The organism is Leptolyngbya sp. ST-U4, from assembly GCF_039962215.1.
In the GTDB taxonomy this organism is placed as follows: domain Bacteria; phylum Cyanobacteriota; class Cyanobacteriia; order Elainellales; family Elainellaceae; genus Leptolyngbya_A.
The window spans coordinates 99,313-114,340 of the sequence record NZ_JAMPKZ010000012.1; the positions used below are offsets into that span (position 1 = coordinate 99,313).

Genomic DNA, 15,028 nt, shown 5'->3' on the forward strand with positions numbered 1-15,028 from the left:
ACTTGTAGCGAATCGCTAGACCGTTGATTTTGAAAAAGGGTTGGTTCAAACTTGTGCGGTGGGCATCTATCAGCTTAGCGGCGCTGCTGGCGATCGTGCTGCTCATGATTCCAGTCCGGCTGGCGGTTGCTGCCCACCAGGCTCCACGTCCTCAGGTGATTCTGACGCTGGGCGGAGATCCGAGTCGAGAAGCGGCAGCGGCTCAGCTTGCCCGCCATTACCCATCGCTAGATGTCTGGGTTTCGACAGGGGAAACTCGCCAGAAATCACAAGCCATTTTTCGAGCGGCAGGCATTCCAGACGATCGCCTTCACCTCGATTATCGAGCGATAGATACCGTAACCAATTTCACGACGCTGGTGTCAGATTTCGAGCAGCGTCAAATTCAGCATGTCTATGTCGTCACCTCGGATTTTCACATGCCCAGGGCAAAAGCGATCGCGACAATTGTGCTGGGCAGCCGAGGGATTACGTTTACTCCAGTGGTTGTACCGTCCGCTCGAGCTAGAGAATCATCTGCGCGCATCTGGCGAGATGTGGGGCGATCGGTTTTGTGGATAATGACGGGAAGGACAGGTGCAACGCTGCACGAGATTCAGGACAGAGTTCAGTCGAGCATCATTGAAAGATAAAGGATAAAGGAAATTGCAGGCGATTGAGAGGAGGTTTAAAGAGATCACTAAGACCTAAACTACCTCCTAACTCTCCAATTTTGGACGAAATTTTAGCTCGTCCTAGTCCAATATTCCTGCAATATTCTTCATTCCCTAACTTATTACTTAATTAGCATAACGTGATCGCCCTCCTCTCTCTGGAATGCGATCGTTTTTTATTGCTGATTTCTCTAATTGTTGCTGATTAATATTAATAGCTCTTTTGTTTATTCCTTCTTCTGTAATGATGCAACTCGATCGCTACACAGTCGGTTCCTATACCCCCGGCGCACCGTATTGGAAACAGCTATTGTGGTATTTCATCGGTTCGCCCCTAGTGCAAAGCTACTGGTTACCGATGTCAGCGATCAAGGTTTGGATCTTGCGTGGCTTTGGAGCACAGATGGGTCAAGGCGTGCGGATCAAGCCGGGGGTGCGAGTGAAGTTTCCGTGGCGGTTGTCGATCGGCGATTATGTATGGCTGGGAGAAGATGCCTGGATTGATAATCTTGCACCCATTACGATCGACAGTCATGTGTGTATTTCGCAAAGCGTTTATTTGTGTACGGGAAATCACGACTGGAGCCATCCCCAGTTTGAACTGAAAATTGCCCCCATTCATATCGCGGAATCAAGCTGGATTGCGGCGCGGGCGATCATTGGTCCAGGCGTAACGGTGGGGAAAGGAGCAGTGCTGGGGTTGGGCGGCGTAACTGGACGATCGCTAGAGCCAATGACCATCTATTCTGGTAATCCAGCTCAGCCAATCAAAGTGCGGAAAATGAAATCTGTTGCGGGACTAAAGAAGGTGCCTTCTGGGGAAAAAACTGCGATCGAAGTGCATGAGGCTTGAGGTAAGCAGAAGCAACCAGCCATCACTGCGGTAAGCCAGGCTAGGTTAAACGTAAATGCTTAGTGTTGGCACTGATCCGTAACCTACTTTATCCCTAATTGAAACATCAATTGAACCATAGCCATGATTCAATTCGACTGATCTTGGGAAAGGTGAAGACAGGGCAGTTTGAAAGAGCAGCCCTACTCCGACTGCAACAATTTCAACTTCAGCTTGGAATTTGCAGAGACGGGATGTGTCTACCTCCTTTCCAAGTAAGAGGTACGTTATGGCAAAGTCTTCACCCACAGCAGCAATTCTCGTTACGACGACAGCCGATTCTGGAGCAGGTTCACTTCGATCGGCGATCGCCTCAGCCCAATCCGGAGCTACGATTCGCTTTGCGCCCAGCCTCAAGGGACAGACGATCGCTCTTACCAGTGGACAGCTCGAAATCAAAAAAGATTTGACAATTGATGGCTCTGCTGCGCCCGGTGTAACGATTAGCGGCAACAATGCCAGTCGCGTTCTCAAAACAGGCGAACGAACCAGTGTTACGCTCAAGCACTTGATTCTGGCAAATGGACGGCTGACGGGTCGCGATGATGAAACAGGGGCAGGGGCAGGCATTAAAACCGGGATGGATAGCACCCTGAACATTATCCGATGCCAGATCAACCGCAACGTAGCTTCCTATGCAGGCGGCATCTGGACGGGCTATCGATCGACGACCCGAATTATCAATAGCCGCTTCAATGAAAATGATGGATCAGGAGCAATTGAAGAGCGGGGTGGCGGGGCAATTGCCACATCGAGCGGTGGGACGCTAACGGTTCGGGGCAGCAGCTTTACCAATAATCGAGGCAGCAACGGTGGAGCAATCAACAATCTACTCACACAGCTACTCGTTGAAAACTGCACCTTTCGCAACAATGATTCGACTCCGGGGGGCGTGAAGGCGGGCACGATCGGCTATGGAGGAGCCATTTATGTAGACGGAGCTGATCCTGCTACAGCGCAAAATGTTCCGGGTGCACCCGGTCGTACGATTACAATTCGCAATAGCCGGATTGAGGGCAATCGTGGAGCAGCGCAGGGTGGCGGGGTGATGCTGTGGCTCTACGGACAGGACAAGGCGATCGTTGAAAACTGTTCTATTCTTGGTAATTCCGTCAGTCGCGGAGCCGGGGGAGACTCGCTTGGTGGCGGGCTGCGTCACGGTAACGGAGAACTCACCGTTCGGAATACAACGATCGCCAACAATACTGCGCTCGATCAAGGCGGCGGGATGTGGATTGGGGGAAAATCGCCTGTCACCGTAGCTAACAGCACAATTTCTGGAAATCGGGCAGACAATGGCAAAGCGCAGGGATTAGGTGGTGCGGTCAGCCTAGCAAACGATCGCGGCTATCCTGTCAATTTTACGAATGTGACGATCGCTAATAACTATGCAGGTTTTGGGGGCGGTGCTTTCTGGACAAATCAGACGGCAGTCACGCTGAGTAATGCGATCGTGGCGTACAACAGCACAAGCAATCCCTGGAAGATAAACTCACAAACGGGCTGGCAGCTTATCGACGGCGGCAATAATATCCAGTTTCCGGCTCCTGTCTCGCCCAATGACAAATTGATTACGGCAAATGCCCGTGTTGTTGACCCAAAACTGGCTCCCTTACAAGGGGGTAGTGGCGGTTTAAGTCCAGTTCAGATGCTTCTAAAGGGCAGTCCTGCAATCGAGGGGGCGACAGGAACAAACATTCCTGCGATCGATCAGCGAGGCATTGGACGCAGCGGTAAACCGGATATTGGTGCGGTGGAATGGGCAACAGGTCGTGTGCTCAAGCTGGCTGGTACGGATGCAAATGATTTTCTGATTGGCAGTTCCAGTCAAGATAGTTTGACGGGAGGGGCAGGCGATGATTTGCTGATGGGAAGTCGAGGGGGCGATCGGCTCACCGGCAACGCAGGCGCAGATTACTTTGTTTTTGCAGGTAGCAGCGAGGCACTGGTTTTCCGGCAATCAACTCTAAAAGCAACCGATCAGATCACGGACTGGAAAGTGAACGAGGGCGATCGAATCCTGATCGATCGAGATGATGATGGGGTGGGCGATGCGCCTGTTGCTGTCTTTTACGCAGGTCGGGTTGGCGGCAGTTCTCTTGCAAGTGGGGTGAGCACGGCTTATCGAGACAAAATTCCACAGCGGCGAGGTCAGCAAAAGCTGCAAGCCAATGAAGCGGTCTTTTTGCAGTGGCAAGGACGAACTTATCTGGCGGTAAACGATCGATCTTCTGGCTTTGCCCCAAATCGAGACTTGCTGCTGAATGTTACCGGAATACAAATCCCAAAAGCAGATATTCGGGCAGGAGTTTTGGCAACCGACAGCTACTTTGCCTGATCGCGACTAATAAACCTGCGGCACAAAAAACTGCTCGTTCAGGGGCAGACGCACATAGTTTTCTCCTGAGCGGCGGGGCGGCAATTCTAGCGCGGGGGGCGTAATGTCTTCGTAGGAAATTTTGCTCAAAATGTGGTGCATCAAGTTGAGGCGCGATCGTTTTTTGTCGTCGGCTTCCACGGTGAACCAGGGGGCTTCTGGAATGTTGGTATGGGCGAGCATGGCGTCTTTTGCTCTGGAATAGTCTTCCCAGCGATCGCGGGCTTCAATATCCATCGGGCTGAGCTTCCATCGCTTTGCCGGGTCTTTGACTCGTTCCTGAAAGCGACGTTCCTGTTCTTCGTCGCTCACCGAAAACCAGTATTTCAGCAAGATAATGCCAGAGCGGACTAGCATTTGCTCAAACTCTGGACAGGACTGCATAAATTCTTGATATTCTGCTTCGGTGCAAAAGCCCATCACGTGCTCGACTCCAGCACGGTTATACCAGCTTCGATCGAACAAAACAATTTCGCCCGCCGAGGGTAAATGGGCAACATAGCGTTGAAAGTACCATTTGGTTCGCTCTATGTCTGACGGTTTACCCAATGCAACGACCCGACAACCTCTCGGATTTAGACATTCAATGATTCGCTTGATTGCGCCTCCTTTGCCTGCTGCATCCCTACCCTCAAACAAAATCACCACTCTGAGTCCCTGATGCTTGACCCAATATTGAAGCTTCACTAGCTCTGTTTGTAGGCGAGTTAGCTCCTGCTCGTAAAATTGGCGCGAGAGTTTTTGCGATCGATGGTTGGATGAAATTTCTGTTCGATCAATCGACGGTTCGAGCAGGTGTTCTGCATTGCCTGTTCCGTTAGCTTGCGCGATCGTATCTTTTAATTCCTTCTTGTTTTTATTCTTTTTATGATCAGTCTGTTTTGTTTTCTTGCCCTCTTTCTTCGCTTTCACGGTTTATTTTCACCTCTACCCAATCACAAAATGTTTTTCGATCACTTTGTCATCACCAGAATATCTCCTTACTTACAAGCATGAGACCTAGTTGGCTGAAAATCTTTATGTTGCATAGTAGCCTCGATGTAAGCAGTTGCCTATCGATAGTGGTTTACAGGGCTGCGAGGACTTTAAACCACTCCAGAGAAAACAAGGATACTTGACAAGCCCATTTGAGAAACAGATTGGGTTAGTTAAAGGTTAGCAAACGCTAGCTTTCTAATCGCGTCGTTGCCGGAACCCGCACTGCCAATAATCCTGCTCGTATTGCCATAAAAAGAGCCATTGCCAGCCAGAGCAGCGTTGAACTTCGGGCATTCCAGGCAATGATTGCAACCGGGACAAATCCTAACAGGGTTGCGATCAAAGCGGTGTTGCGAAGGGTAGCGCCTGCAGTAAGTCCGGCAAAGTATCCATCGAGCATAAAGGCAATCGAGCCACAGCCAAGTACAGGTAATAGCCAGACGACAAACTCGTGGATACCTGCTAGAACGGCTGCACTATTGGTAAAGAGATGAAAGACAGAATGAGGAAAACAAATGCAAATCAATGCAATCGCTAATGCAAACACGAAGCTAACGCAACCCGCTAGCGTGGCTAAGGGCAGAAGCCGATCGCGTCGCCCTTCTCCATGAAACATTCCGGCTAGGCTTTCGGTGGCATAAGCAAAGCCATCGACAAAGTAGGCGGTCAGCGTCACGATTTGCAGTAGCAGCGCGTTTTCTGCCAGCACGGTGGTTCCCAGTGCAGAACTAAGGCTGGCAAACAGCAAGAAAGCACAGAGCAACGTAAAGGTGCGAATCAGTAAATTACTGTTCAGCGTTAGCGTTTGTCTGAATTCTTTCCAGTTAAAAATCTCTGGAGCCAGCGATCGAATTTCCTGCCATTTCACCGATCGCCCCACCATCACAAGCCCCACGATCGCCATTGCCAGTTGACCGATCGCCGTTGCCCAGCCTGCCCCCGCGCTCTGCCAGCCCCACCGCACAATCAGCCAGTAGTCCAGCAGAATATTCACGCCATTTCCGACGATCGACAGCAGCAGCACCCGATTTCGCCAGAAAGGAAACTGCTTTGCCTCGCCCTTTTCCTGTCCCAGCAGCCAGCCGATGATCACAAAATTCAGCAGCGTCACGGGAGCCGCCCAGATCCGCGCATCGTAATACGCCTGCCCCGCCGCCCCCACTTCTGGAGCCGCATTCAGCAAGCGAAAGCCGATATCTCGCAGCGGATGCTGAAGCAGCAGAATCAGGCCGCCCAGCCCCATCGCCAGCAAGCCATTTCGCATTCCCGTGAGCAGCATGGCGGATCGATCGTTTCGCCCCACAGCCTGCGCCGTCATGCCCGTCGTGCTCATTCGCAAAAAGCTGAGCGTGCGATAAATCGTATTAAACAGAACAGTTGCCAGCATTACGCCCGTCAGGTAGCGAATGTCGTTGAGATGCCCCAAAAACGCGACACTGATCAGCCCCGACAAAGGAACCATCAAATTGGAAAGAACGTTGATTGTCGCCAGTCGCAGAAAGCGCGGCAAAAAATCAATCGATGCCAGAGCTAACCCGAAAGAATTTCCCCGATCGCCGGATTGCTCTGGGGAAAGCGAAACGGCAGGCGGATCGGCAGCAGAATCGACCGTCGGAGAAGAACGAGGCATTGATGAAGCTCTGCGAAGGTGTTGTTCTCGTTCTACTCTTAATTTGGTTTAAAAAACAAGTCGAAATTGGACGAAGTGTGAAGATTTTTTAGCCAAACAGCCAGAGCCACAAAGGAATCAGCAAGAGACAGCTTCCGGTCGTGAGCACAATGCTACTGGCAATCAGCGATCGATCAATTTCATATTCTTCTGCCAAAATCAGTCCGGCAAAGGCACTGGGCATTCCTGCCATTAAAACCAGGGCAAGCTGGGCAGGCTGTGGCAGTGCCAAAAAATGAGTCACGAGTCCGAGCAGTCCTGGCAGGGCGATCGTCTTAAGTAACATTGGCACGATTGCAATTTTCAGACTCTTCCAGCCCTGAAGCTGTCGCAGCCGCGTTCCCATCAGCAGCAACGCCGCCGGAATCACAAAGGCGATCGAGCCATGCAACCCAGATTCCATGATTGCGGGCAGGGGGATGGATTGAGTGCTGTATCCGAGAAGAAATGCCCACAGTGACGGAACAGTGAGCACATCTTTGATCAGTTCCTTGACTTGGGGATGATCTGCCTGCCGTCCGTAGTAGCTAGCTAAAAATACGCCCGTGCCATAGGTTCCAATCACGTTTTGCGTCACGCAGTAGGACACTAACCAGCCCCAATAATCTGCACCGACAAAGGCGGGGGCGATCGCTAAGCCCACAAAGCTCGTGTTACCCAGGACTGAAGCGATCAAAAAACTGCCGCGCTCGGCAGGGCAAAAGGGTTGAACTGCACTGCAATTTTCTGCGGTCAGACCTGCCGCAACCGATTGGAACTGCAAGCGGGACTGCATCGCCTGAAGGACGAGCCAGGCGATCGTAAAGCCGCTTAGCAACGTGGCGATTATCAGGAGCGGAGCTAGTCCGACTTCTGCTGCAAAATTGGTTTGTCTTGCCAGTGCCAGAATTTCGAGGGGAACGCCGACCCAATAAAGGCTACGTCCTAGCAATCGCGGCAGAGAAGCGGGCAACGATCCTGAAAAAATCAGCCCCAGCCCTGTCCAAGCAAAAAGCGGCAGATAGGACTGAAGCAAAGCATCTGTCATTGGGGATCAGGTTGGAGGGCAGAAAGGCTGCTCTATTCTAGAACGTCTATTGCCTCAATTCGCCACTGTCCCTGGCTTCGGACTAAGTTATAGCGGGCGCGAATGCTGTCTTCATAGGAAGAGCTTTGGTCAATCTGACCATTCACAAACAAATCGCCCCGCTCGGTCACGATCGCCTCTACCTGCGCCCGTTCATCGCCCGAATTGAAGGCGGCAGAACTCGCAGCACGGTCTGAACTGCCTGCCGGACTGCCCGATGCTGTCGGACTCGCCCCGGAACTTGTCCCAGAACTTGTCCCAGAACTTGTCCCGGAACTGGCTGAATCAGAAGTGGAATCAGAGGAAGCCGTGCTCGAAGTCGCCCCAGTAGTCGAATTATCCCCTGCCGAACTGTTCACAGTTCCACTTTCCTTTGTAACAGAGACAATTTCCACATTGGGATGCTCATACTGCCAGTACCAGTTTTCTGTCTTTGCTTTTTCCGATCGCGTTTGCCACTGAGACAGCAGGGGATTCGCAAGGATGTCAGCAAGGGCACCAGTTTGATGCTGATTGCCCATTGCAGCTGCTTTTGCCGTTAGCCAGGACTGAAGCACCGTTTCAGCCGTCGTTTCGGTGAGCGGTTCGGTAACCCCTGCGGCTGACGACTGCGGACTTGACTGGGAAGCGGCTGGCGCGGCATTCGATTGAACAGTTGCAGCGGGAGAAGGATCGGTCGTTGCGGGTGCGGGATCATTTTGTCCGGCAAACAAACGGCTGATCAGGAACGCCAGCACCGTCAGACTCAGCAAGCCGATCGCTGCCAGAAACACAAGCCGATCCAGACGTAGCCCTTTTCGGGCTGCAGGTCGGCGCGAGGGTGGGGCAATTGGTGCTGCGATCGGTTCTTCGGATGGGTCTTGGCGAGTCCGAGACGAAGCTGATCCCCCACCGGAGTGATTGCCGACAGCAGGCAGGGGGTTTGGATCGACAAAACGAGTGGGGCGACCTGTGCCGTTTGTTCTTGCCCCGTTTTGTTCTTCGTACGGTTTTGGACGGGATGTAAACCGCTCGGCTGGGGCGACTTCGGAGTCGCTGGCTCCACGATTGGGCATGGTTACTGCCGAGGAACTGCGATCGGATTGGTTTCGCAGCAATGTGCCAGTTTCTCCAGGGGATGGAGATTCGCGATAGGACGTTCCACCAGACCAGGGTGAGCTGAGTTCGGGTTCGTTGGGCAATTCCTCTAAATACGCCTGCACATCCTCATCTGCAAAATACTCTTTCAGCGAGGCTTGTTTGCGGGCAAGATCCCGAAAGTGGGGAAAGACTTCGTTTTGCAGCCAGCGTTCACTGTAAAGGCACAGTCCGGGCAGCAAATCGGGGGAACCCTGCGAGTGGTCGCGAATAAAGGCAAGGGATTCGTATTCCTGGCTTAGCTCTAGTGCCCGACTCGCCTCTTCGGTTTGCCCCAGCAGCAGCGCGCAAACTGCCTGCTCCAAATGGACATCTTGACGGATACCAAGCCGTATCAGCATGGTTTTTGCCCGGCGCACCAGGGCGGGCTGCCCCTCTGCAAAGCCTCTTGCCACCAACGCATAAACTGCCAGATAAGTAGCAACCGGAGAAGGGCGACGTGCCTCAACTTCAAAAAGAGCCTGCTGTTCCGCAGAAGTGAGATAGCTTCGCAACTGCTGCATAAAGCGCAGAAAATCGTCGGTGTTGAGTCCAGATTGGTCTGCTCCTTCGCCGTCGATCCCGCCGCGATCGTGCAGCATCTCTTGCAGCAGCGTAAGCCCCTGCCGTCGTTCAGCCACATGGCTTTCCGGCAAAGCAAGTAGCTCTAGAATTCGATACGGGCGCAGCTTATAGAGCTCTGCCTGCATTTCGCCCCGTATCTGAGCAAACACTCCTTCACGCAGCAGCAGTTCTCGCCCCGTATCTAGCGATTCCGCCGCGTTTTCGTACTGCCCCTGGTTCCACTGCTCTCGTCCCAGTTCCAGGCAGGCAAGCGCGACCGCGAGCAAAATATCTGTGCTAATGATGTCGGGGTCGCCAAATTGCCCCTGTTTGAGGCTGCGATTGCCGCCGATCACATAGGGACGACCCAGCTTTAAAATCAGCTCGTACTCGCCCAACTCCAGCAAAATCAGCAACACGCCCACAAACTGAGCTTCGTCAATCTCAATACAGGGGGTATAGAGATCAATACCGAGATCTGGATCACCAGGACGATAGCTGCCGTTGATCGAACTGCCGAGGTTATGCTCATCGATCGCCCCCCCCGATTGCTCTGCAGCTCCCCCCGGAGATAATCGCCCAACCTCCAGCAGCTCATAGGATTTGGCGAGGAAACCCGCATCGTATTCCTGCCGCTGCACCGGATCAGAAAGGACAGCATACGCTTCGTCAATCAACTGCCGTCGAGCCGCAACCGCCGCCTCTGAAAATTCTCGTCGAGGAGGAAGCTGAAGGGATCGATCGCGATGAGCCTGCTGAAGCTGCTCCGCAGTTGCCTGTATCGGTAATCCTAGAATCCGATAATAATCTAGAGGAATTCGCACCGTCTCCTCCCCTGCAAGTCGTTCATCTAACACACAAATTTGCTATCGCGTCAGTTTGTATCAATGGCATTCACCGAACTTCCGCACGGATAGAAGCCCTTCTAAGGAATTCTCTGCTAACTCGGTCGGGATGACCAAGGCAATTAGCCAAATCAACGTTTACTAAAATTCATCCCTCAGCATAGATAAAAAAGTCCTCTTCGTAACATCAGCTTCTTAGAAGCCTGAACTCAGGCCGAATCGAGAGAGCCAAATAGAGAGCAATTATATCCGAACTCGCTCTGTCGAAAGCGATCGTTTTGCGACACTCCTCAGGTGTAACCTCTAATACACAAAAAATGAGAACCCCTAGGGTTTCACGGTTGGCTCTTTTCTCAGTCTCAAACAAACGTCATTAGGGAAGTAATTTCGAGCCAGCTGGCCTCGATATGGTCTTAAATCATTCTTAAGACAGAGGCTAACTTTCGATCGTTCTGCTAGACAATGACAACGATTATCAGGAAAACGTAAGATTCAAATTTAGCTTGAATGGTCGAAGTTTGCAGATTGTACCTGATCCCAGTCTCAGATTAGTCAGGAATGGTATGGATCTCTATAAGTGATCTAGATTACACCCAGCGATGTCCGTAGTGCACGACCCTAACTGTACGACTTCTCGCGCAGAATTTTATCTATATTTGGTTTGGTGCAGAATTTGGTTTAGTGAAAAATAGCGTTCAGAAGGAAGCGAGCAGAGTTCGATCGCCTTTTGCTGCCTAGTTCCGCCTTTTTGTCCCTAAATTGGGCTAGGATGATCTGCGGCTGATTATCTCTGACCCTGTTTATCTCCGACCCTCTAAAGGAGGCTGCCCCAATTTTGCAAGAGCGACAGCAAGCAGATTATTCTTAATAAATGTGAGCTATATAATGTTGAGCTTGGCCATGTTGCTCTCGGTTAGCTCATGAGATTCCCAAACAATTTGCAGCCTTGGAGCAGGCGATCAGGGTTCAAGCCTAACGCAGGCGAACTGAGGCTCAGCCCTTATAGCTCCGCAGTTATAAAGGATCTACGACAAGCACTTACGATAAGTATTTACGACAAGTGAGTATTTACGATAAGGATCGACGACCCAAGTACCCCCAATCAAATTACCCACAAGCAGTACACTGTCGCTGAAGGAAACGGCACATCTAATGATTCAGGAACGGACAATTCCCACTTTGCCCTCGATCGCGCCCGTAACCCGTGAAGAGGGGCTGGCGATCTATGAAGATATGGTCTTGGGGCGCACCTTTGAAGACAAGTGCGCTGAAATGTACTACCGGGGAAAAATGTTTGGATTTGTCCACCTGTACAACGGGCAGGAAGCCATTTCCACAGGTGTAATTCGTACGATGCACCCCGGTGAGGATTATGTGTGCAGCACCTACCGCGATCACGTTCATGCCTTGAGTGCCGGAGTCCCTGCCCGTGAGGTCATGGCAGAACTGTTTGGCAAAGTGACCGGATGCAGCAAAGGACGGGGTGGCTCCATGCACCTGTTTTCGGCGGAGCATCGGCTACTGGGCGGCTATGCCTTTATTGGAGAGGGAATTCCGGTTGCGTTAGGAGCTGCGTTCCAGAGCAAGTATCGCCGAGAAACAATGGGCGACGAAACGGCAAACCAAGTGACGGCAGCTTTCTTTGGAGACGGAACTAGCAACAACGGGCAGTTTTTCGAGTGTCTCAATATGGCAGCCCTCTGGAAACTGCCGATTCTGTTTGTGGTGGAAAACAATAAATGGGCGATCGGCATGGCGCATGAGCGGGCAACCTCTCAGCCAGAAATTTACAAGAAAGCCAGCGTGTTTGGGATGCCAGGAATCGAAGTAGACGGAATGGATGTTTTAGCCGTGCGAACGGTTGCGCTAGAGGCGATCGAGCGTGCCCGTGCCGGAGAAGGTCCAACGTTGATCGAGTGTCTCACCTACCGCTTCCGGGGTCATTCGCTGGCAGATCCAGACGAATTGCGATCGAAAGCCGAAAAAGAAGCCTGGCTTGCCCGTGACCCAATCAAAAAACTGGCAGGTCACCTGACTGAGAAAAATTTGGCAACCGCAGAAGAGCTAAAGGCGATCGATCGACAGATTCAAGCCGTCATTGAGGATGCGGTTAAGTTTGCTCAGGATAGCCCTGAGCCAGAAGCCAGCGAACTCTACCGCTATGTGTTTGCAGAAGACGAGTAATTTGCCTCTTACCTGCGCCTGACTCCTATGGCTGACCCAATCATGTACAGCAGCGAGGATTACTACGTGCTGCTGGAACCCAACCAGCCAGAGCAAATCCTCACGGCTGCGGAACTGTTCGACCGATTAAAAGCAGTGCTGAACGATCGCCAGGATAACCTACCCCGCGATGTGCAGCAGTTCACCCACCTGGATGAGCAGACAAAATATCTGATGGAAACTGCCTGCGCGCTGGATATGAATCCAGGCGAGTACCTTCAGTGGTACGCCGTTCGACTCGAAAAGTAGCAGAATGCTCTTGCCACCCAGTAATAGATTAAAGCAGGTGCGTTGTCTAATCTCGCCGCCAATCCGCTTGCTTTAAGCCGTTAACCCAACTTCTATCTCCGTCGTCTTTATCCCCGGATCCACCAAGCTTCGGGGTAGGATGCAGACGTAAAACGTTTGCCTGGAAGATTCCAAACTTCCCCCCCTTAACCCCCAGTGCTGAGGGAAACCGAGGGCTCTTGAAGGTTCTCAAAGCTCTCCAACGAAAATATAGGGGGATATATAACCTTTGCGGCTGCTCAAACCCCTTCTAACAAAACAGGGAGCATCCCGCGTTTGTTAATGGATTGCTCCTCGTTGCCCAGCTCCTGCTTCCAGCAACATTGAACAGGGGGACGTTGTTACGAAAGCTACAGTAACTTGATCGTTCCTATTGATCAACATCACGATTTTTAGAATTAGCAACTGCGCCAAATCACAATTTTCTATTTCATAGAGTTTTAATCACTGGAATTGCATTTTGATCGAGCCAAGATTCAGAAGGATTACGATCGCAATTGGGCTTGCTCTCCTGATTTTTTGAGAATCTTTATCTAAAAATTAAATTTGTATCGACAAAACAGTGTTTTACTAAGACTGTTTCAACAAATTCGATCGCTCTCAGAAAGGGATTGAATTATAAAGATTTACTAAAAAAAACCAGAAGAAATGAAATCTTTTCCGGTAGAAGATGAGCAACTGTCTTTGGATAGATGGCTGTACCCTGAGATCCTTATAAAGTGGGGATCAGTTAGCTGGAGAGCGATCCCCGTCTTAAAGAAACGATTTTCTATGGTTGTTCTCTGCTAATTTTGACATAATAAAAGAATTGAACGCTGTCTTTACTTAAGCAACTTTAAGTCAGGTTTCTCACCGTTAAGGTTTAGACTTGAAAATTTTAAGCGATCGAATTTATTGTTTTTTCTGATTTTTGATCGAGTTACTGTCAATTCAATCAATAGGTTTAAAGAGGCTGTGATTAATTGTTCTTTTAGTTCGTTCTCAGCGAAAGAAACTGAAGCCAAAGAAGCGCAGAGTACAGAAACTCAAATGATTCCGCTATCGCAATCAATTCGATGCCCAAACTGCGGTAGCCCTGGCGAAAGGCTTTATCTAGTCAACCAGCAGCTGATCCAAACTCAATGTCCGACCTGTGACTATCTTTTGATTACCTGTTCACGTACAGGAAATGTTATAGAAGCTTATGCTCCTGGAATTTCAATTTGTTCCTAATCTATTGATAGTGGATAACTCTAACTGAACTCGAAAGCTGAATTTAGAAGCTGAACTTAATAGTCGAACTCAAAGTGCGAGTCGGGCAATCGTCTAAAAGCTGGAACAAGCTTAAGAACAATTAGAAAAAATCGCTAGAAAATTGATTAATCCTAAGCAAGTTTAATCTCACAGTGGAGTTCAAAGGGGGTCACAGCTACCCTCTTTTTTTGCTTCTTGTTAAGGCTGAACGCGCTGCTGCGCCTGCTCCTGGTGTTTCTGAGTAATTTGCTTCGAATTGTTAAGAAGCCGAAAGCTTAGTTCTGTAATATGGGCATCCTCCTAAAGGAATATTGCCTTAACAGGATTGCTAGCTGTGCTGCGTCGATTTGCTCTTCTGTTTCTCTCTACGCTTATTGCAGTCTCCTTCGTTCGTGTTCCCTCTTTTTCCGATTGGTTGTCTGGTTCATGGTTTACCCTGTTCCGCACTAGTTCTGCCCTGGCAACCATTTCACCTCCTCCAGCCGTTCTCCCATCGTCACTCACAGATTCCCTTCTGCCGAGTTTATCGCCTTCTCCAGCTCCATCCTCTGAAAGCCACCTTCCGGTCGATATCCGCTATCACTTTTATCCGATCGCAGGAACAACGGCTGCCGAGCTGCGATCGCAAATGCTTCGGCGAAGCCCTGTGAGTGATGCTGAGGGACGCTCGTTCGATGCCCTGACCAATTGGAACGTTCAGTGGAACATTCGCTTTGCCCGGAATGGCAAAAACTGCGTGGCTCGATCGATTAGTACTCAAGTCGATGTCGTCTTCACGCTGCCGCGATGGAAGGGTTCCCACTATGTATCATCTGGGCTGCGAACGGAATGGAATCACTACATGACTGCCCTGCAACTGCACGAAGAGGGGCACAAAAAGAACGGCGTTGCTGCGGCTCAGTCCGTGCTGCAAGTGTTGCGCCAGCTTCCTGAATATCCGAACTGCCGCGAGCTTGAAAAGGCTGCCAAAGAAGCGGCTGATCAGGTTATTGCGGTTTATAACCGCCAGGATATCGCATACGATCGCGCCACGGGGCACGGCAGAACTCAGGGAGCCGTTTTCCCGCTCATTCATGCAGATGCTCAGACTGCCCCGAATGCCTCCCTTTAAGGGTCACCGCTTC

The 15,028-nt window shown here is 50.9% G+C and carries 11 protein-coding genes; 7 read left to right on the forward strand and 4 right to left on the reverse strand.

Features of this window, described 5'->3' with window-relative positions; all coding sequences use genetic code 11:
* Window positions 1-53 precede the first annotated feature (53 nt).
* The 3 genes from NDA02_RS17615 to NDA02_RS17625 all read left to right on the forward strand — a co-directional run bounded on the left by NDA02_RS17615 (window position 54) and on the right by NDA02_RS17625 (window position 3,883).
* Window positions 54-632 (forward strand): YdcF family protein, encoded by a 579-nt coding sequence (locus NDA02_RS17615; RefSeq protein WP_348255554.1) that lies wholly within the window; start codon window positions 54-56, stop codon window positions 630-632.
* Window positions 633-900: 268 nt separating this feature from the next.
* A complete protein-coding gene (locus NDA02_RS17620) occupies window positions 901-1,506 on the forward strand; it encodes a WcaF family extracellular polysaccharide biosynthesis acetyltransferase (RefSeq protein WP_348255581.1) in 606 nt (201 codons plus the stop codon).
* Window positions 1,507-1,774: 268 nt separating this feature from the next.
* Entirely contained in the window at window positions 1,775-3,883 is a 2,109-nt protein-coding gene (locus tag NDA02_RS17625) for a bluetail domain-containing putative surface protein (protein WP_348255556.1), read from the forward strand.
* Between the two features lie 6 nt (window positions 3,884-3,889).
* Here NDA02_RS17625 and ppk2 read toward each other — a convergent pair whose 3' ends face one another.
* From ppk2 to NDA02_RS17645, 4 genes are all read right to left on the reverse strand, one after another.
* On the reverse strand, window positions 3,890-4,717 hold the full coding sequence (gene ppk2, locus NDA02_RS17630) for a polyphosphate kinase 2 (RefSeq protein ID WP_199296308.1): 828 nt from the start codon (window positions 4,715-4,717) through the stop codon (window positions 3,890-3,892).
* Between the two features lie 370 nt (window positions 4,718-5,087).
* On the reverse strand, window positions 5,088-6,530 hold the full coding sequence (gene gntT / locus NDA02_RS17635; protein WP_348255557.1) for a guanitoxin biosynthesis MATE family efflux transporter GntT: 1,443 nt from the start codon (window positions 6,528-6,530) through the stop codon (window positions 5,088-5,090).
* A gap of 88 nt (window positions 6,531-6,618) precedes the next feature.
* Window positions 6,619-7,596, reverse strand: coding sequence for an AEC family transporter (locus tag NDA02_RS17640; protein ID WP_348255558.1), 978 nt, complete (start codon window positions 7,594-7,596; stop codon window positions 6,619-6,621).
* A 32-nt stretch (window positions 7,597-7,628) separates the two neighbouring features.
* Window positions 7,629-10,139: an IMS domain-containing protein gene (locus NDA02_RS17645; protein ID WP_348255560.1), complete on the reverse strand. Its 2,511-nt coding sequence runs from the start codon at window positions 10,137-10,139 to the stop codon at window positions 7,629-7,631.
* A 1,173-nt stretch (window positions 10,140-11,312) separates the two neighbouring features.
* Between NDA02_RS17645 and pdhA the strand changes: the two genes are divergently transcribed.
* The 4 genes from pdhA (at window position 11,313) to NDA02_RS17665 (ending at window position 15,015) form a co-directional block, all read left to right on the forward strand.
* Window positions 11,313-12,344, forward strand: coding sequence for a pyruvate dehydrogenase (acetyl-transferring) E1 component subunit alpha (pdhA, locus tag NDA02_RS17650; RefSeq protein WP_190789898.1), 1,032 nt, complete (start codon window positions 11,313-11,315; stop codon window positions 12,342-12,344).
* A 27-nt stretch (window positions 12,345-12,371) separates the two neighbouring features.
* Window positions 12,372-12,632, forward strand: a complete 261-nt coding sequence (locus NDA02_RS17655) for a chlororespiratory reduction protein 7 (protein WP_190789897.1) — start codon at window positions 12,372-12,374, stop codon at window positions 12,630-12,632.
* Window positions 12,633-13,703: 1,071 nt separating this feature from the next.
* Window positions 13,704-13,883, forward strand: coding sequence for a replication restart DNA helicase PriA (locus tag NDA02_RS17660; RefSeq protein WP_347277812.1), 180 nt, complete (start codon window positions 13,704-13,706; stop codon window positions 13,881-13,883).
* Window positions 13,884-14,319: 436 nt separating this feature from the next.
* A complete protein-coding gene (locus tag NDA02_RS17665) occupies window positions 14,320-15,015 on the forward strand; it encodes a DUF922 domain-containing Zn-dependent protease (RefSeq protein WP_190789896.1) in 696 nt (231 codons plus the stop codon).
* The last annotated feature ends 13 nt before the right edge of the window (window positions 15,016-15,028 follow it).